The sequence below is a fragment of the Vibrio sp. 1731 genome (assembly GCF_033339955.1).
In the GTDB taxonomy this organism is placed as follows: Bacteria; Pseudomonadota; Gammaproteobacteria; order Enterobacterales; family Vibrionaceae; genus Vibrio; species Vibrio alginolyticus.
Window position 1 is genome coordinate 32,709 of record NZ_JAWOVO010000019.1, and the last position, 18,315, is coordinate 51,023.

The window sequence follows — 18,315 nt, forward strand, 5'->3', positions numbered from 1 at the left end:
TCGATTATAATTTAATTGCAGACACGTTAAACACCCCGACGTGTCATAAAATAAATCTACAATAAACGAGTTCAGTGGGGTAAGTTTATTGAGGATTTATCATGGCAAGCATTAAAACCTATCAAAAACAGTTTAGCTCTCATTTCTATTCATTCAATCATGCTGGTTCAAATACGCCAAACCTCCGTTTAAACGGAAGAAATTTACATGTGAATACCCCACTCGATCTTTGTCTTGCGTTCGCTCAGTCTATGAACCTTGTACTTCTATCGCATCAAAGACTGAGTGATGGTTTCGCAATCAAAGCAACTTTTTCAAAAATGTTCGTAAGTCAAATTGAAAGTGATGACGATATTCTAAATGTCGCTTTTGCTGTACATAAGTCTAGCTTTAAGACGGTTACTGAAGACTTACCGTTAATGCTTTATCTTTATGATGATGGCGTTAACGATTCCAAAGAGAATGCGTTTTGGTGTTCTTTTTCGCTTCAAGACTGGCTACATCACGTGCAAGTAAATTGACGCTCATAAAGTTCAGACCTACTCTCTACGTTAATCTTTCCCCAGATTGACTAGTGCCAGCGTGAAAACGCTGGCTGTGATTCTCTACTAGATTAATAAAGACATGAGTAAAGTCCCATTATCCACCATACATCTCATATCGTCAGATACTTGAATAACTCCCCTAGTAAATATCAATTTATCCAAGCGCACTCTAAATATGTCAAGCCATGATGATTCATCTTGCATGGTAGCGGCCAAGAGCAGACGATAACCAGTGGCAGAATGACTGACTATCGCTACTTACCATTGCAAAGTACCAACTAGACCCCAACGAATGTTTTACGCCCCTCCTAAGAGCTAACATCATGAAAAACTTACTCTTTACATTAATAAACATTGTCCTTCATGGTAAGAGTTTATCAATAATGGTTATTTGTCATTTTACGCAATAACTACTGACTTGATACTACCGTGATAGAAATGAAAAAACTCACACTCTTCCGAAAAATTAGTTCTTCACTACTTTGTATTTGCCTCACTCTGGATTTTATTATCCGATAAAGCGATAGAACTGTTACCTGGAAGTATAGGTGTGTATTCGTTAGTTCAATCACTAAAGGGAATACTATTAATCGTTGTAACCTCTCTATTGCTGTGGGTGCTAATAAAAAGGAACGAGAGCTACAGCAGGCGTATGATGTCGATTATGTGACTGGTCTTCATAGCCCTCTCGTCTTTTTCGCTATTTAGAGCAAAAAATCAGTAGTGTGAGTGAACCTGAGCATTATGTACTCTTTCTTCTTGATATTGATAACTTCTAGCCTTTTGCCGATCAACTGGGCTTTGAAAAAAGCAGTCTGTTTTTAAAAGACATCGTACAAACTATCGACTCTCAGAGCGTCTTCCTAATTTTATCATCGCGTATTCACACTGATGGGTTCGCGTGTTTGATTCGCATGCGGGACAAAAACCAGATTGATACACATTTAGCTCGTGTTCAAAGACAATTCAACGAACACTCACAACATCATGCTATTGATGTTACATGTTCTATTGGCGTTGCACTCTATCCCGTTGATGGAAGAAGTGTTAAACAGCTCATGTCTTCGGCCAAATATGCCCTAACCCAAGCGAAAAAGACCAAAAATACGATTCGCTACCACGATAAAAAACTCGCCGAGCAGGATTTCCAAAAACAAGAAATGATTAATGACCTTCGCAATGCAATACAAGAGGACCAAATACAGATCGTTTTTCAACCTAAGTATGCGCTGAAAGACAAAAGGGTTACGGGAGTGGAAGTGCTCTCACGATGGAAACATCATCAATACGGAGATATTTCACCAGCACTATTTATCAAGTTAGCTGAAGAAAACAATCTGTGTAGTGCTTTGACAGAACTGGTTATGAGGCAAGCATCAAAGCAACTTAAAGAAGCTCAGCTCCTAGGGTGTGCAATTCAGAGCGTATCAGTAAACATTTCTGCTACCGAGATAAATAGTGTAGAAGACATGGAGAAAATCGAAGCTTATCTAATGCAAGATACTGAATTTACTAGATATCTTTGTTTCGAAATCACAGAGACTGCCATGCTAAAGAATATTGAGCAATGTGCAAACCTGGTGAAGAAACTCAAGCAGTATGGTGTGACGTTCTCTATTGATGACTTCGGAGTCGGCTATACCTCATTCGAAATATTTAATAAGTTAGAGGTCGATGAAGTCAAGATAGACCAGAGCTTCATTAAAGACATTGCGCATAGCTATCGTTCAAGATCGATTACTTCAGGCATTATTGATATAGCGAAGGGATTCGGTATTCAAGTCGTTGCCGAGGGTATAGAAACGCCTCAACAACTCAGTATCCTAGAAGAGTTAGATTGCGGACAAGCTCAAGGTTTTTTCTGAGCCGCCCTGTACCTATCTCGAAGTTGAAAGAAAAATTCTTAAATATGGAGCAATCAGGCAACAGACTAAGTCTGTGATTGTTCTCAGCCAACAGTTTGAGTGCGAAGTTAACTCAGTGTAGTAGCTATTTGGTTTAAGTATCCGAATTAAACAGGTAATCGTGAGACCTAATCGTAAAATTGCAACTCGAAACCACAGAGCTAACTTATGGACAAATGTGAGTTACGATCCATAGAGCATTCTGGCTTTTCGAATTACTTCTAGTATTGCAACCATACGACTAGCCCACATGTGGCAGGCCAAATTCCCTTATCCACTACAGACCCCTACGCTCAGTATAATCTCGGGCTAATGTATATTGAAGGGTTGTATGCTAAACAAAATCTTCCTGAAGGGTATGCGTGGTGGGCAATCTCATCTGATGCTCTCGACTTGGCTAAAACAAACTCGCAAGATTTATGGGGTAAATTATCCATAATGAACAGATTGAAAGCCATGTGGCGCATTAGGAAATTAAAAGAGCAACTTGCTAAGTCCCAACTTCCTTAAACACATAACAGGTATAAGGAAATGTTAGTCACAGACCTACTTTGATAAAGTGCCGACCAAACTAGCTAGAACACATTTCGGGGCGTGCGACGTGAGGTCGTATGAAGCGCTGTTCACCGCTTAACGAGTGAACCATCTGTATCACCAGATGAACCTAGGACTCTGAATAAAGTAGCGAGTCTGACAATGTAACGAAGGTTGGTATTTTCCAATCGGGATCTAAATCGTGAGAGGACGATCCTCCTGATAACCACATAAATCGGGTGAGTGCTAGGTAGTCAGCATGATGAACATACGTGAATTCGCAGAAGGTGCGTTATGTGTTGAAACAGCGGAAGTGGTTAATACGCTGTAGCCAAAAGGCAAGAGAATCGGAAAGAGATTGCCCCATGCTCTTTCGTGATCATTGAACTCTCCGCACCATAGCGAGCATCTACCCTGACATTGCGCGACATACGGAACACGGTAAGCCTGTATCACTCCCTCTGGGAAAGCCTTCGTGGCCGATAGTGATGCAGGTATAGGAGGTTGGAAAAAGCGAAGGCTGCATTGTAACGATGCAGATACAGATTCATATCTGATCACGAAAGTGGGCTGACTTCCGACTGGTCTTCCGTTGCAAGAGAATTTGAAGAACTTTATTCAAGGCGAAACGCAAATGATGATTTCAAAAGAGATTAGTGCCTCTCCTGACAGTGCTCAATGGCAATCCATCAATTGGAAAGCCGTTGAATCCCATGTTTTAAAGCTTCAGATGCGTATTGCAAAGGCAACTAGAGAAGGTAAACACGGCAAAGCGAAAGCGTTGCAGTGGATACTGACTCACTCGCGTTCGGCAAAACTTCTTGCTGTTAAGCGGGTATCACAAAACAAAGGCAGTAAAACGCCTGGAATAGACGGCGTTATCTGGAACACAGATACGCGCCGTATGAAAGCAGTCAATCAATTGAGCAGAAAAGCTTATCAAGCCAAACCGCTCAAGCGTATCTACATCCCCAAGAAAAACGGCAAACTCAGACCACTTGGTATCCCCTGCATGGTCGATAGAGCGCAACAAGCGCTTCATCTTCTTGCACTAAAACCAGTATCATAAAGTCTTGCAAACCCTAACAGCTATGGTTTTAGGCCAAACCGCAGTACTGCCGATGCTATAGCGCAGTGCTTCAAGTGCTTGGCTATGAAACGATCTGCTCAATGGGTTCTTGAGGGTGACATCAAAGCTTGTTTCGATAAAATCGGACATCAATGGCTGATGGATAACATTGCCATCGATAAACGTATGTTGGAACAATGGTTAAAGTCTGGTTTTATGGACAAAGGGTTGTTCTATCGCACTGACGAGGGAACGCCACAAGGTGGGGTCATCTCCCCAACCTTGATGCTAATGACTCTTGCAGGGCTTGAGCAACGCATAAAGTCTACCGCACTCAAAAAGGGTGCAGAGCCAACTTTATTGGATACGCCGACGATTTCGTCGTCACCTGTGCTTCAAAGGAAGTGCTGGAGAACGATATCAAACCGTTGATTGCTGATTTCTTAGCAGAAAGAGGCTTAACACTCTCCGAAGAGAAAACGCACATTACCCATATCAGCCGTGGCTTTGATTTCCTAGGTTTTAATCATAGGAAGTACAAAGGGAAATTGCTCATTAAACCGAGCAAATCCAACACACTGCTGTTCATGAGTAACTTGCGCGAACTCATCAAAAAGCACGCAACTATCCCCGTTAACGATTTAATCAAGTTGATAAATCCGAAACTCAGGGGCTGGTCGAATTACTATCGGCACTGCGTTGCGAAACAGGTATTCGGATATGTAGGTCACAAGCTATTCCATACGTTATGGCACTGGGCTAAAAGGCGTCATCCAACAAAATCTAGAACTTGGATCGCCCTTAAATACTTCATCAACCGTCAAGGTCAATGGCAATTTCACGGTTGGCAGAAGATCATGAATATGGATTGTCAGTTCAATCTGTTTCAAATAGCTAAGGTGCCAATAGAGAGACATGTGAAAATCAGGAGTGCCGCTACGCCTTTTGATCCTCAATACCAAGAATACTTGGCAAAGAGAAAGTCAAAGAGACAATATCGTAACTCTTGGCATGAGCCTACCCTAACTGCTTTATAAGTTGCTGGGTGCCAATCGGTGCCTTCGTGAAGGCTTGAGCCTAGTGCGGTGAAAGTTGCACGCTGGGTTCTTAGAGGGACGACACTTGGTAACAGGTGTCGTCTACTCGACATTTGTACCTGTTGAAAACCAAGGAGACATTCTCGTTGATGGGGTGTTCTAAGTGTTGTTCCTGTTGATACGGCTAGAGAGTTAGGTGCACAAAAGGTCATAGCGGTTGATATCTATTGTCAAAATCAACCAGCTCCTGAGATATCAGCGGGTAAGATCACACTTGCAGCCTTTCGCATGCAGAGCTGTCGGTTATCTCAGCAAGAGCTAAATCGCGCAGACATCATTATTGCGCAAAGTTCGAGCCAAGCAGCAGCGGTGCATTTGATGAAAAAGAGCAAGCGATTGGAGCGGGATACCTTGCTGCCAAAGAAGTGATGCCTCAGATGTGTGATTCATAGACATGCTTTCAACTATACTGGGTGTCTATGGACAGAGAAATCCAACAAAGACTACGGTGGGTAAAAATGTATGAGGAATGTGGTGATACAGGCCTCGTATGTCGACGCTGTGGTATTTCCAGACCAACATTACGTAAGTGGGCTAAGCGATATAAGCAGTATGGAATCGCTGGTCTGGAAAGCCAGAGCAAACGCCCTCCTTCATCTCCAGATACCAAACTCAATAATGAGCTAAGAACATTGATCCTTACGATGCGTGAGAAACGCAATTTAGGGGCGCGGCGTTTACAAACGGAATTAATCCGACTTCACCAAATACACCTAAGCACAGCGACACTCCATAAAGTTTTATCCGAAGCATCAGTCAAACCCATCGTAACTTACCGACGCAAAAAAGATTTCCAAAGATATGAGCGCCCAATTCCTAGTGATAGAGTCCAGATGGACACCTGTAAAATAGCGCCTGGAATTTACCAGTATACAGCTATTGATGACTGCTCTCGCTATCGGGTTCTAAGGTTCTACTCTCGGCGCACAGCAGCAAATACAGTCGACTTTATCGATTGTTTCGTGGAAGAGATGCCATTTCCTATCCAGCGTATTCAGACGGACAGAGGGCGTGAATTCTTTGCTGAGAAAGTCCAGAAACAACTCATGATTTATGAGATCAAGTTTCGCCCAAATAAGCCTGGATCACCTCACTTGAATGGTAAAGTGGAACGCTCGCAGATAACAGTGAGTTCTATCCGACCATAGATGTCTCTGTGGGGTTGGAAGAACTAGATCTGCTGCTAGCTGAATGGCAACACTACTACAACTGGGAGCGGCTCCACAGCTCGTTAAATGGGCTAACCCCGATAGACAGGATTACTGAGATATCTGATCAACCCCCTTTGTCTGAAGAGGTATCTCAGAACTACCAGATCAAGAAAGAGAGGTTTCAAGAGCAGAATTACAAGCTCGACCTTCAGCTAAGAAAAGTGAAACCATCTCTATCAATCACACAATTAATAGATATTTGATGCAATGTCTTCCCAATATTTAAAGTGCTCATCTGACTCAAATTCATTAGGTGACACATGACAGTCAATTTCCTGCCCATTCTGGAAGACTAGAAATCCACAATCACAACCAAAAGCATATTGGTCAGCAAATTTTACTTTAAAGCGGATTTCACGGTACTTCTTTGATATGGCTATGAATATTGGGTATGGAATAATATTTAAAGTGATAAAATTCACTCTACCGTAAACATAATCAGGCCTTTCCTCAAGTTTGAACTTACTATGAAAAGCGTTCCAATGTGACTTCCAATGTTTATAATTCCAATCACTGTCTTGCTTAACATAACAAGAATTATTTTTTTCTTCCAACACCTTCAGATATCCAGGACTAGGAATTAATCTATTAAAGTCCAATTCATTATTTTCATTACTAATGGACTCAATAATAGCACTTGCATGAGAAAGATCTTCAGTTCTAAATTCGATAATATTTAACATATGATTAGGCATTTTTTCACTCCTATTTATGAATTATTTATGGTTTTAACTTGAAATCTTTTGTCTTCACAAATATTGAGTAAATCCACTGGGATCTTTAGCCTTAAAGTCGCGCCTTCACTCAAGACGGTTGTCCATCGTTTTTTTGAGCCACCCGAAGTGGCATAGCCCGCTAGCAATGCAATTCCAGTTTCAATTCGAGCACCTGAATCACGACTAAATGCTTTACAAATAGGATACCCAAGAAACTCTATCGCCTTGCCCTGCTCTTGTATTTCCTCGATAGCTTCAATTTCAACAGTAACGGGAGCGCTGTTGAAGATCTCATCGAGTTCTTCAACTTCTTTTTCTACAATACTTGAAAATATCCAAGCGCCCTGAGGTTTATCCCAAGTACCGCCGAGTTTACGGCACTCTTCAATCAACAGTGTGTTATATGCTGTTTTTAAAGAACAAATGCCTAATCTAGTTTGTTCTTCTACGTTTGCTGCTAACTTGTAAATCAGGTCAGTTCCATACTTTGAGCGTACTGAGATATCTTTAACAGCAAGAAAATGCTCACCTAACGCTAAGTCTTTTGAGCACTCGTCGATCAAAATCTTACAAGATTTATTATTGTCTGTTGTCGCAGCAAAGTACTTTCTGTTCTTTTTAATTACATTGAAATTCATAATATTTACTCCATTTATTTACTAGTGATACCCTCCTTCTCACCGCTAGGGTGACGAATATTTTTAATATTGTTTCATTTATTTAACTCAATCTTTACGCAAGTAGAGATAGAGAGTTTTCAGGTATATTAAAACCAATAAAAACTACCCAGTCAACCACTATTTACATTATAAACAATGACTTACATTTACTTTTGAGCTTGTTTATATCTAATAAGAAACATGAACTAGCGAGAGGAAACCTCTTTACCCCCCTATCGGGGGTAAAAGCCGACTTACCCCCTCTAGAGGGTAAATTGCACTATAAACTTTGGTTTGATTAAAACTATTCAATTATTGACCAATGCACTGTGTAAACAGTGCTCGTTCACGGGAAGCTGCTCCCGCCGCAGATTACAAATGACCGATTTGGTTAACTGTGACTTAGGGCACTCTTAAAGGTCGTCAATCACGGGGGCAAACTATTCGTTATGGCTGCTTAAAGGATAACTTTGACCGAAACAATGATATGGTGCTTCGTGCTGTGGCCTGCGCACCATATAGAACTAGGGATATCGTAGAAATGGTCAATGCGGCGAGAGATGTCTAACGCCGCAGAATACTACCCACAGGATTGATTTAACGAAGAGCAGGTACTAGCTTTTATAAGCGGTAACTTACTCTCGATAAGTGGTAAGTTTCGAAGTCTTAGAGAAACCGCCATCGACTAATTGCCGATGCTCTTCGAGAACTGGGCTGATTGAAATCGAGTGTCTCAACACAAAGTCAATGAAAAATGCGGCCAAAACGCTCTGCTTTGAACTTCACTGTATATCGATATAGTTTAAATACAAAAAATCGAAAGAATGATACTTAGTATTGTGAATAAACAAATATTAAGAAACATTTGCTTCTGCTAGTAACAGTTTTAATAGAACACTGTAGAAGTCACTTCCATAACTCTCAGGTAGTACAACCTGCGCCCCTAAACTGAACGACTAAGTGTGTTTGGCGTTCTATTTCTATGAGCAACTAGCGTAAATTTGTAATCAGTCGATTTGAAATAGTTGCGACTGTATTCAAACACCACGTCACCTTGTAAAAAACCACGAGTGCGTTTTTCGATAATCGGTTGAGCAGGGTCGATGTCCAGAAGATCAGCAATTTCTTGCGGAGGCAAAATTGGAATAATTTCCTGCTCACTGCGGTCAATCACCATCCCCTTTTCTTTCTCGATAAAGTGGTATTTAGAGCCTTGCATCACTTGATAGGTCAGATCAGGGAACATGTCCGTTGGTAACCATGTTTCTTCAACAGTGATTGGCTTGTCATCCAAATAACGAACACGTTTCACGTAAAAGATTTTATCGCCTTCGCCAATATCCAACAAGTCAGCCATGGCAAGTGACGCTTTTGTGATTTCAAACGCTAAAACATCACTGTGCGTCATTACATTTAAATGCGCCCACTTTTCCGCAAAACTGCTCTGCTGATAAATATCGTAGTTAATCTTGTTTTCTTTTACATAGGTTCCACTGCCCTGCACACTTTCCAATTCACCACTCTCGATCAGTAACTTTAATGCTTGGCGAACCGTGACTCGACTGCAAGAAAAAGATTCTCGCAGTTGGGCTTCGGTAGGAAGTGCCGTTCCTACTTTGTATTCGCCCTTAATGATCTTCTCGCGAATTGCATTCACTATCTGACGATACATTGGCAGTCTGGCCATATTTACCTCTTTAAAAACAATACAAATAACGGTTCGAATAAGCTTGTTTGAGACAACTCTAAACCAGTTACACTAGGATGAACTATCATTGCAAAAAGATTTGGCTTACAACCCATATAATACGAAATTAGGTCAATATGACAAGCATTTGTTCGCATAACTGAACAACAAACAATACAACAATAATACATATTACCACTTAAACGCGATCATGATCACGGATCATTTGTACTTAAGATGTATTATTGTAACTATTGTTGAATGTTCAACAATGTCGAATGTGACAATGGGACAAACGTTATGAAATTAACCTCTCTTACAAACCCATCGCTGATAAACTTACAAACGACGTTCGAAAGTCGTGACGCAGCGATCCGTGCACTTGCCGAACAGCTAAACCAGCAAGGCAAACTGCATAACAAGGAAGAATATCTACAAGCGGTATTTGCACGCGAGGAGCAAGGCCCGACGGCGCTTGGCGAAGGTTTAGCAGTACCACACGGTAAGACGGATGCAGTAAAAGAAGCTGCATTTGCTGTGGCTACACTAAAACAAGACCTAAAGTGGCAAGGACTAGATGAAGACGAAGACGTAAACCTGATCTTTCTGATTGCTATTCCAAATGCAGAAGCAGGTTCAACGCACATGCACTTGTTGACCGAACTGACTACAACCCTCGTGGATGATGACGTGCGTGAAGCAGTGCTGAACGCTACAAATGTAGAACAAATTATTTCATTACTTGACGGACAAGGCGAACCAGAAAATAAGGACAGCGAATTAGATACAAATGCGCCAACAATCGTTTGTGTCACAGCTTGCCCAGCGGGTATAGCTCACACCTACATGGCAGCAGAGTACCTTGAAAAGACAGGTAAGAAGCTCGGTTATAACGTTCACGTTGAAAAACAAGGCGCAAACGGCATCGAAGATCGTCTGACTGCCGAACAGCTCAACAGTGCAACAGCGGTCGTTTTCGCGGCAGAGGTAGCGGTCAAAGAGTTAGAGCGCTTTGAAGGCATTCCTCGTGTAGAAGTGCCAGTAGCAGAGCCAATCAAACACTCAGAGCGCATTCTTAACGAAGCAGTAGAAGCAGGTAAAGCTGGTCGAAGCGCAGGCGCTGCTGTGGCAACCAACGACAAACCAAAAAAGCTACCCCTTAAAACGGAATTGAAACAAGCGTTGCTATCAGGTATCTCTTACGCGGTTCCTTTAATCGTAGCAGGCGGTACCGTGCTTGCTGTTGCCGTACTATTGGCACAAATGTTAAACCTCCAAGATTTGTATGCTGAAGAAGGCTCTTGGTTGTGGATGTACCGCAAGCTAGGTGGCGGTCTACTAGGCACATTGATGGTGCCTGTACTGGCAGCTTACACGGCTTACTCATTGGCAGATAAACCAGCACTTGGACCTGGCTTTGCAGCAGGTATCGCAGCCAACCTCATCGGATCTGGCTTCCTTGGTGGCGTTGTCGGTGGTTTGATTGCAGGTTACGTCATGCGTTGGGTAAAAGAAAACGTACGTCTAAACCCTGCATTCAATGGTTTCCTAACTTTCTACTTATACCCTGTTATTGGTACTTTGGTTGCTGGCTCACTCATGCTGTTCGTGATCGGTAAACCCGTAGCTTGGTTAAACCAAGGTTTGACTGACTGGCTAAACGGCATGTCTGGCACGAACGCCCTACTTCTGGGTGCGGTGATTGGCTTGTTCGTATCTTTCGACCTTGGTGGTCCCGTAAACAAGGCAGCTTACGCTTTCTGTCTGGGTGCGATGGCGAACGGTGTTTACGGTCCGTATGCCATCTTTGGTTCGGTCAAAATGGTATCGGCGTTCACAGTAACGGCATCAACTCTACTTGCGCCTCGCTTATTCAAGGACTTTGAAATCGAAACGGGTAAATCAACGTGGTTGCTTGGTCTTGCTGGCATCACAGAAGGTGCTATCCCAATGGCAATTGAAGATCCAATTCGTGTTATTGGCTCATTCCTTCTTGGCTCTGTTGTAACAGGGGCAATGGTAGGTGCAGCTGGTATCGGTCTATCAACTCCAGGCGCAGGTATTTTCTCAATCTTCCTACTGCATGATGCTGGTCTGGGCGCATTCACGGCCGCAGCAATCTGGTTTAGCGCTGCGCTGGTTGGTGCAACCATCTCGACCATCACCCTCATAATGTGGCGAGCACATGCTGTAAAAAAGGGCAAATTTGCCACTGAGGCTACTGCAGAAAATTAATTCGAATCACTCATAGATCCGCTCAACTCGAGCTTTGGGCGCAGGATTACTGCGCCCTAAATATTCGTTGGCAAACTTAAATGCCGCAAAAACGAATAGAAAACAATCAATTTTAAAACAAATTAACGGCAATTATTGCCTAAGACGGTAAAAGTTATGACTACATCTCGCGTTCATATTACTCCTCACATGCACTGGGATCGTGAATGGTATTTCACTACAGAAGAGTCTCGCATTCTGCTAGTGAACAACATGGAAGAAATCATGACTCGTCTGGAAAACGATCCAGACTACAAATACTACGTTCTAGACGGTCAAACCGCAGTTCTGGAAGATTACTTCGCGATCAAACCAGAAAATAAAGAGCGCGTACGTGAACTCGTACAAGCAGGTAAACTGATTGTTGGTCCTTGGTACTCTCAAACGGATACGATGCAAGTATCTGGCGAATCTATCGTACGCAACATGCTTTACGGATTGCGCGACTGTCTAGCACTAGGCGAGCCTATGAAGATTGGTTACCTGCCAGACTCATTCTCAATGAGTTCTCAGCTCCCCGCTATCTACAATGGCTTCGGTATTACGCGAGCCATGTTCTGGCGTGGTTGTTCAGAGCGCCACGGCACAGATAAAACCGAGTTTTTATGGCAATCAAACGACGGTAGTGAAGTATCAGCGCAAATATTGCCACTGGGTTACGCGATTGGTAAATACCTACCGCAAGACGAGGAAGGTCTACGCGCCCGTCTAGATAAATACTTTCCTGTACTAGAAAAGCCGTCAGTAACCAAAGACATTCTACTACCAAACGGTCACGACCAAATGCCTATCCAAAAAGACATCTTCGAGGTGATGGATAAGCTGCGTGAAATCTACCCAGATAAAGAATTCAAAATGAGCCGTTTTGAAGAAGCGTTCGAGCGTATTGAAGCCGAGCGCGAGCAACTTGACACCATCAAAGGCGAGTTCAACGACGGTAAATACATGCGTGTGCATCGCACTATCTCTTCAACTCGTATGGACATCAAACTCATCCACGCAGAAGTTGAGAATAAGATCGTCAACATCCTGGAGCCGTTAGCGTCTATCGCTTGGACACTCGGATTTGAATACCACCACGGCTTGATCGAGAAAATGTGGAAGGAGAGCATGAAGAATCATGCTCACGATTCAATTGGCTGCTGCTGCTCAGACAAAGTGCACGCCGAGATATTAAATCGCTACATCCTTGCTGACGACATGGCAACCAACCTGATCAACTTCTACAAACGCAAGATTGTTGACCACATGCCAACACGCGAAGGCTGCGACAAGTTAGCGCTATTCAACCTATCTCCATACGCTCGTGAAGAGGTGGTCAACACCACCATCACAATCCGAGCAGAAGAATTCAATATCTTTGATGAAAATGGCACACCAGTTGAGTACTTCATTCAAGACCAGCGCATCATTGACCCAGGTAAGATTGACCGTCAGATCGTACATTACGGTAACTACGACCCGTTTATCGAGTACGACATTCAAATCAAGTATTCAGTGCCAGCCATGGGCTTCACAACCCTACACATTAAAGCCAACGAGAAAGGCTCGCAAAAAGTGGCTGAGCAAAAAGACTTCCTTCTTGAGAATGAATTCTATCGCATCAACGTAAATGCAAACGGTACTCTGAACATCTTCGACAAAGAGACTGAGCATCTTTACGAGCAAGCGCTGCGCATTGAAGACGGCTCTGATGATGGCGACGAATACGACTACTCGCCTTCTCGTAAAGAGTGGCTACTGTACTCTGACGAGTTCGATGTAGAAGTGAATGTGAAGCACGAAGGCTTCCAGTCTGTCGCAACCATCAAGCTACGCATGAACTTGCCTGAGAACCTACAACAACGTGAAGAGCGCACAGGCCAAAACGGGTACCTAGATGTGAACTGCCAAGTGGTTCTGAAACAAGGTACACGCCGTATTGAAGTTCGTATGGAGCTGGACAACCAAGCTGACGACCACCGCGTACGCGTACTAGTACCAACACCGTTTGTATCGGAAACCGTGGTAGCGGATAACCAGTTCGGCTTGATCACTCGCCCAACCAACGATCCAGAAATGGCGAACTGGGAAGCAGACGGCTGGAAAGAAGCGCCTGTACCAGTTTACCAGCTAATGAACTTTGCCGCGGTTGAAAACGCACAAGGTGGTATGGCGTTAATGAGCAACGGTTTGCGTGAGTTTGAAGTGATTTCAAGCCAAGGTAATGAAGAGCGAGACACATTCGCCCTAACCCTTCTGCGTGGTGTCGGCGTGTTGGGTAAAGAAGAGTTGTTACTTCGTCCGGGTCGTCCATCTGGTATCAAGATCCCAACGCCAGATTCACAAGTACGCGGCAAGATTGTTTGTGAATTCGCATTGTTCGGTTTCGCAGGAAACCACATCGAAGCAAACGTCATGGCAGCGGCCCGTGACAACGTGACTCCAATCCAGTGCTACAACAAAATTCCTTACAACGCAATGAAGCTCAACGTTGGCGAGCAAAACCTACCACTAACACACAGCTTGTTGAACAAATCGCAAGACGGCGCAGTATTGAGCGTATTGAAGAAAGCAGAAGACGAAGATGCGCTCATCCTACGCGTTTACAACCCATCAGAAAGCGACGTGATTAACGACACAGTGACGTTCACCTCGAAAGTGGCCTCATGGAAAGAAACACAGCTAGACGAAAAAGTGCTACCAAATGAGGTAGACACAGCATCGTTCGGCATGCTGAAACCGTGTCAGGTTAAGTCTTTCCAAGTGAAATTTTAAGTTAACCATAGCTCCGCGACATGCGGAGCTTAAGGAATTTTCATGAAAATTGTAATCGCCCCAGATTCTTTTAAAGAATCACTCAGCGCTAAGATGGTTTGCTCTGCAATTGAACGGGGTTTTCGCGACTCATTTCCAAATGCTGAATACGTGCATCTTCCTCTCGCGGATGGCGGTGAAGGAACTGTGGATGTGCTACTGGAAAGCTTAGGTGGCTCATTGCAGAAAACGCAAGTTGAAGGACCAACGGGTGAATGGGTCAACGCACACTGGGCTTTGTTAGATGACGGCAACACCGCACTCATAGAAGTTGCTGCGGCCTCAGGGCTAGACTTACTCACGAAAGAAAAACGCGCCCCTCTTTTTACATCTACCTACGGTACGGGTCAGTTAATTAAAAGCGCTCTGGACCATGGTGTGAGTAAAATTCTCATTGGTTTGGGAGGAAGCGCTACCAATGACGGAGGCGCAGGTATCATTCAAGCACTTGGAGGCCACCTATATGACTCTCAAGGTAATGAATTGATTAGAGGGGGAGGAGATTTATCTCGGCTTAGCAAAGTCGATCTAAAAGGTCTCGACTCTCGTTGTCAAAATATTGAGATGATAGTGGCCTGCGATGTCACGAACCCGTTGTGTGGTCCACACGGAGCGAGTCATGTGTTCGGCCCTCAAAAAGGTGCTTCGGTGGCTGATATAGACAAGTTAGATACCGGTCTCATGACTTTTTCCTCTTTCGTTTCACCTAACAAGCAATTCGACCCATTATTCACTCCCGGATATGGGGCTGCTGGAGGGACGCCACTAGGTTTGTCGTTAGCTTTCGACGTTCAATTAAAGCCTGGTATAGATATGGTTTTGGAAGCTATAGATGCCAGGAGCATCATCAAAAGTGCGGACCTCGTTATAACTGGTGAAGGGCAAATGGACAACCAAACTATACAAGGTAAAGCACCTTGGGGGGTTGCAAAGTATGCCAAAGAAAAAGATGTCCCTGTGATCGCAATAGCAGGCTCTTTGGGGACAGATATTCACAAGCTTTACTCACACATTGATAGCGTATTTGGCTCAGTGCGCAGCCCTCAGTCTCTCTCACAAGTCCTGATAGAAGCCGAAGCAAATTTGATAAGAACAGCAAGAAATATTGCCGCAACTCTCAAACTAGGTAAAACGTTAATCTAAAGAGGATTGCACTATGAAAAATTTATTTTTTAAGCTTGAGAATACCATTCAAAACTATTCTTGGGGCAGTCGTGATGCGATTAAAGAACTTTTTGGTATAGAAAACCCTGACAACTCACCCCAAGCTGAGATTTGGATGGGCGCACACCCAAACGGATGCTCGCGTAAAGCCGAAACCCATGAATTGCTATCCGATGTAATAAACCAAAACAAAGTTCAATCGTTGGGAAACTATACAAAGGAAAGATTTGGCGAGCTGCCTTTCTTGTTTAAAGTATTGGCCGCAGAAATGCCACTCTCAATCCAGGTTCACCCAAGCAAAAGCAAAGCTGAAATGGGTTTTACTCGTGAAAATGAACAAGGTATTCCACTTAACGCGGCAAACCGTAATTACAAAGATCCAAACCATAAGCCAGAGCTAGTTTATGCGCTGACCTTTTACAAAGCGATGAATGGTTTCAGACCAATAGAACAAATTTTAACTTTGTTTGAGCAAGCGAATATTACAACGCTTAGAGCAGAAATCAGTGCATTAAGAGCGTCTCCAAACAGTGACGGTCTCAAAGGCTTTTTTTCTGCAATTATGTCTCTGGAAGGTGAACGCAAGCAACAAGCACTGGAAGAGCTTTACACGAGTCTTGAGCGCCCAGCAAAAACAGCTATAGCTCGTGAGGCTTATGGTTATATCAAAGATTTTCGTCAGTACTATGCCGATGATATCGGTTTGTTTTCACCATTGATGCTAAACACTATTGAGCTTGAACCTGGTGAAGCTATGTTTTTGCATGCGGAAACACCACACGCCTATGTTCAAGGCACCGGCTTAGAGATTATGGCGAATTCAGATAACGTGTTACGGGCAGGCTTAACCACAAAGTACATAGATGTGCCAGAGCTGATTGAAAATACAACTTTTATATCCATTGATCCAGCACATATAAAACTTGAACCAATCCATAAAAACGGAAAACTAAGTTACCCAATTCCTGTTGATGATTTTGGGTTTGAAATTGTACCTGTCGCAAATCAAAACATTACACAATTTGTTCGTAGTGCAGAGATTCTATTTTGTATTGAAGGACAAGTGACCATTTCAAACCAACAAGATAAAATAAGACTGAAAGCAGGAGAATCCCTCTTTGTCAGCAGTCATTCCGTTAAGTATTTGTGCGAAGGGAACGGCACATTAGCTCGTGCATTTAACTAATTAAAAGCAAGAGCGAAACGCAAAGACTAATCAACTAATATTATCTTCATTTTTCGTGACTGTTAATTTGAAGAAAAAACAGTGCTTGTTATCAAATATAAACAAGTTACATATGGCCGACGCTACTCCCTCCTTGGGCCATTCCCACCAATGCTCACGTTCATTGGTGGGTGATTTTTCTTCATAAAAACTGTTCCTGAATGTAAATCTCCGCGTTAGGGCAATAGGCGACCAATGTTTTCCAGATAATTAAACACTGACTGCTTATCATACAAAGCATTCAATTTTTCACCTGAACTTTGCCTCACCACCAAAATAACGGGCAATACTTCAGAGGTAATTCCCTCCCCCTTCTCCACCAGGCTTAGGACCAATTTGACCGCCTTACGCCCGAGTTCGTTAAAGTCTTGTTTAACCGTTGTCAAAGGAGGTGAGAAAAATTGACTGTCCTGAATACCATCAAACCCAACTACTGATCCGCCCCAGCAGTTTTGGACACTGAGTTAAGTGAGTACAATCACTAACGAGGTGAACAATGACAACTAAGAAAACTAGAATTAAACATTCCCCTGAATTTAAAGCAGAAACTCTGAAGCTAGCAGAGAAAGTCGGAGTAGCTGTCGCAGCAAGACAGCTTTCTTTACATGAATCTCAAATCTATGGGTGGTGGAAGAACTCGAAGAAAGACACCAATACGAGTCAGCGAGAGCAAGAGCTAGCCGCAGTGCTAATAATGCTCTCTGGACTGTCGCTATGGTAAGAATGCGTAGTGATCCCAGAACGAAAGACTATGTTGCACGAAGAACGGCTGAAGGGTTATCAACCAAGGAAATCGCTCGTAACTTAAAACGTTATATAGCGAGAGAGCTATTCCACTCATCCTAAAAGATCTAGCGAGGCTGGCTTGACATAGGAGCGTCAATGCTTGTGTTGAGAGCTTCTTCCATTCTATGAAAGTTGAAGCGATCCAATATGAGCCGATTATGACTAGAGACCAGATGCGTCAAACGATCTTCGAATACATAGAGGTTGATTATAATCGGACGAGAAGGCACAGTGCTCTTGGGTATCTAAGCCTAGTTAACTTTGAACAGCAAAATGTCGCTTAATGTGGTGTCCAGTCTTGCTGAAGCAGATCAGTTGGCAAAAGATTTAGAAATAACCTTCAGAAACCAACTTAAACAACATCTTCCCATCAATATCATTACTTAAAGAATCAAGACTCGACTTATTTAAACATATCAAACCGTTAGTGTATGGCAATAAAACACCGTTACCATCTCCTATTAACTTATCAATATCAAACTTGAAAGTTTTTAACCTTCCTACTGCTTTCAAACCAGCATACTCTAAAAACTCCGAGCTAGTTTCATGAATGTACTGAGAGCGATGTGTAACACTTTGTGCTTGCACAGCGTTAACCATGAAAAGCATAAAACTCGCAATAAACACAGCAAGATTCTGGTTCATCAT

At 43.0% G+C, this 18,315-nt stretch carries 9 protein-coding genes and 6 pseudogenes; 10 read left to right on the forward strand and 5 right to left on the reverse strand.

Going from position 1 to position 18,315, the window contains the following annotated elements:
• Positions 1-101 precede the first annotated feature (101 nt).
• The 4 genes and pseudogenes from R7035_RS18975 to R7035_RS18990 all read left to right on the forward strand — a co-directional run bounded on the left by R7035_RS18975 (position 102) and on the right by R7035_RS18990 (position 6,563).
• On the forward strand, positions 102-521 hold the full coding sequence (locus tag R7035_RS18975) for a hypothetical protein (RefSeq protein ID WP_069493738.1): 420 nt from the start codon (positions 102-104) through the stop codon (positions 519-521).
• A 526-nt stretch (positions 522-1,047) separates the two neighbouring features.
• Positions 1,048-2,487, forward strand: a pseudogene (locus R7035_RS18980) (putative bifunctional diguanylate cyclase/phosphodiesterase).
• 1,130 nt (positions 2,488-3,617) lie between these two features.
• A pseudogene (gene ltrA, locus R7035_RS18985) lies at positions 3,618-5,089 on the forward strand (group II intron reverse transcriptase/maturase).
• A 479-nt stretch (positions 5,090-5,568) separates the two neighbouring features.
• Positions 5,569-6,563: pseudogene (locus R7035_RS18990) on the forward strand (IS481 family transposase).
• Here the strand turns inward: R7035_RS18990 and R7035_RS18995 are convergent.
• From R7035_RS18995 to R7035_RS19005, 3 genes are all read right to left on the reverse strand, one after another.
• The gene (locus R7035_RS18995; protein ID WP_213906861.1) at positions 6,549-7,055 is read right to left on the reverse strand and encodes a hypothetical protein; all 507 of its coding nucleotides are present in this window, start codon (positions 7,053-7,055) and stop codon (positions 6,549-6,551) included. The pseudogene R7035_RS18990 and the gene R7035_RS18995 sit on opposite strands and share 15 nt — an antisense overlap.
• A 14-nt stretch (positions 7,056-7,069) precedes the next feature.
• Positions 7,070-7,714, reverse strand: coding sequence for a hypothetical protein (locus R7035_RS19000; RefSeq protein ID WP_213906862.1), 645 nt, complete (start codon positions 7,712-7,714; stop codon positions 7,070-7,072).
• 964 nt (positions 7,715-8,678) lie between these two features.
• Positions 8,679-9,422, reverse strand: a complete 744-nt coding sequence (locus tag R7035_RS19005; RefSeq protein ID WP_318146230.1) for a GntR family transcriptional regulator — start codon at positions 9,420-9,422, stop codon at positions 8,679-8,681.
• A gap of 300 nt (positions 9,423-9,722) precedes the next feature.
• On the opposite strand from R7035_RS19005, the gene mngA reads away from it, so the two are divergent.
• From mngA to manA, 4 genes are all read left to right on the forward strand, one after another.
• Positions 9,723-11,657, forward strand: coding sequence for a PTS 2-O-a-mannosyl-D-glycerate transporter subunit IIABC (gene mngA, locus R7035_RS19010; RefSeq protein WP_258484544.1), 1,935 nt, complete (start codon positions 9,723-9,725; stop codon positions 11,655-11,657).
• Positions 11,658-11,813: 156 nt separating this feature from the next.
• On the forward strand, positions 11,814-14,453 hold the full coding sequence (mngB, locus tag R7035_RS19015) for a mannosylglycerate hydrolase (protein ID WP_031817734.1): 2,640 nt from the start codon (positions 11,814-11,816) through the stop codon (positions 14,451-14,453).
• A 42-nt stretch (positions 14,454-14,495) separates the two neighbouring features.
• On the forward strand, positions 14,496-15,635 hold the full coding sequence (locus tag R7035_RS19020; RefSeq protein WP_031817735.1) for a glycerate kinase: 1,140 nt from the start codon (positions 14,496-14,498) through the stop codon (positions 15,633-15,635).
• 13 nt (positions 15,636-15,648) lie between these two features.
• On the forward strand, positions 15,649-16,842 hold the full coding sequence (manA, locus tag R7035_RS19025) for a mannose-6-phosphate isomerase, class I (RefSeq protein ID WP_258484545.1): 1,194 nt from the start codon (positions 15,649-15,651) through the stop codon (positions 16,840-16,842).
• Positions 16,843-17,057: 215 nt separating this feature from the next.
• Here the strand turns inward: manA and R7035_RS19030 are convergent.
• A pseudogene (locus R7035_RS19030) lies at positions 17,058-17,306 on the reverse strand (substrate-binding domain-containing protein); the annotation flags it as partial.
• A gap of 71 nt (positions 17,307-17,377) precedes the next feature.
• Between R7035_RS19030 and R7035_RS19035 the strand changes: the two are divergent.
• Positions 17,378-17,566 (forward strand): annotated as a pseudogene (locus R7035_RS19035) (transposase); the annotation flags it as partial.
• 196 nt (positions 17,567-17,762) lie between these two features.
• A pseudogene (locus R7035_RS19045) lies at positions 17,763-17,951 on the forward strand (IS3 family transposase); the annotation flags it as partial.
• Positions 17,952-17,994: 43 nt separating this feature from the next.
• Here R7035_RS19045 and R7035_RS19050 read toward each other — a convergent pair.
• The gene (locus R7035_RS19050; protein WP_258484546.1) at positions 17,995-18,315 is read right to left on the reverse strand and encodes a hypothetical protein; all 321 of its coding nucleotides are present in this window, start codon (positions 18,313-18,315) and stop codon (positions 17,995-17,997) included.

Excerpts from the sequence above, each read along its gene's own strand:
- R7035_RS19020 (WP_031817735.1), top strand. The coding sequence starts at position 14,496 with ATGAAAATTGTAATCGCCCCAGATTCTTTTAAAGAATCACTCAGCGCT.
- mngB (WP_031817734.1), top strand. The coding sequence starts at position 11,814 with ATGACTACATCTCGCGTTCATATTACTCCTCACATGCACTGGGATCGT.
- R7035_RS19000 (WP_213906862.1), bottom strand. The coding sequence starts at position 7,714 with ATGAATTTCAATGTAATTAAAAAGAACAGAAAGTACTTTGCTGCGACA.
- R7035_RS18995 (WP_213906861.1), bottom strand. The coding sequence starts at position 7,055 with ATGCCTAATCATATGTTAAATATTATCGAATTTAGAACTGAAGATCTT.
- mngA (WP_258484544.1), top strand. The coding sequence starts at position 9,723 with ATGAAATTAACCTCTCTTACAAACCCATCGCTGATAAACTTACAAACG.
- R7035_RS19050 (WP_258484546.1), bottom strand. The coding sequence starts at position 18,315 with ATGATGAACCAGAATCTTGCTGTGTTTATTGCGAGTTTTATGCTTTTC.
- R7035_RS18975 (WP_069493738.1), top strand. The coding sequence starts at position 102 with ATGGCAAGCATTAAAACCTATCAAAAACAGTTTAGCTCTCATTTCTAT.
- R7035_RS19005 (WP_318146230.1), bottom strand. The coding sequence starts at position 9,422 with ATGGCCAGACTGCCAATGTATCGTCAGATAGTGAATGCAATTCGCGAG.
- manA (WP_258484545.1), top strand. The coding sequence starts at position 15,649 with ATGAAAAATTTATTTTTTAAGCTTGAGAATACCATTCAAAACTATTCT.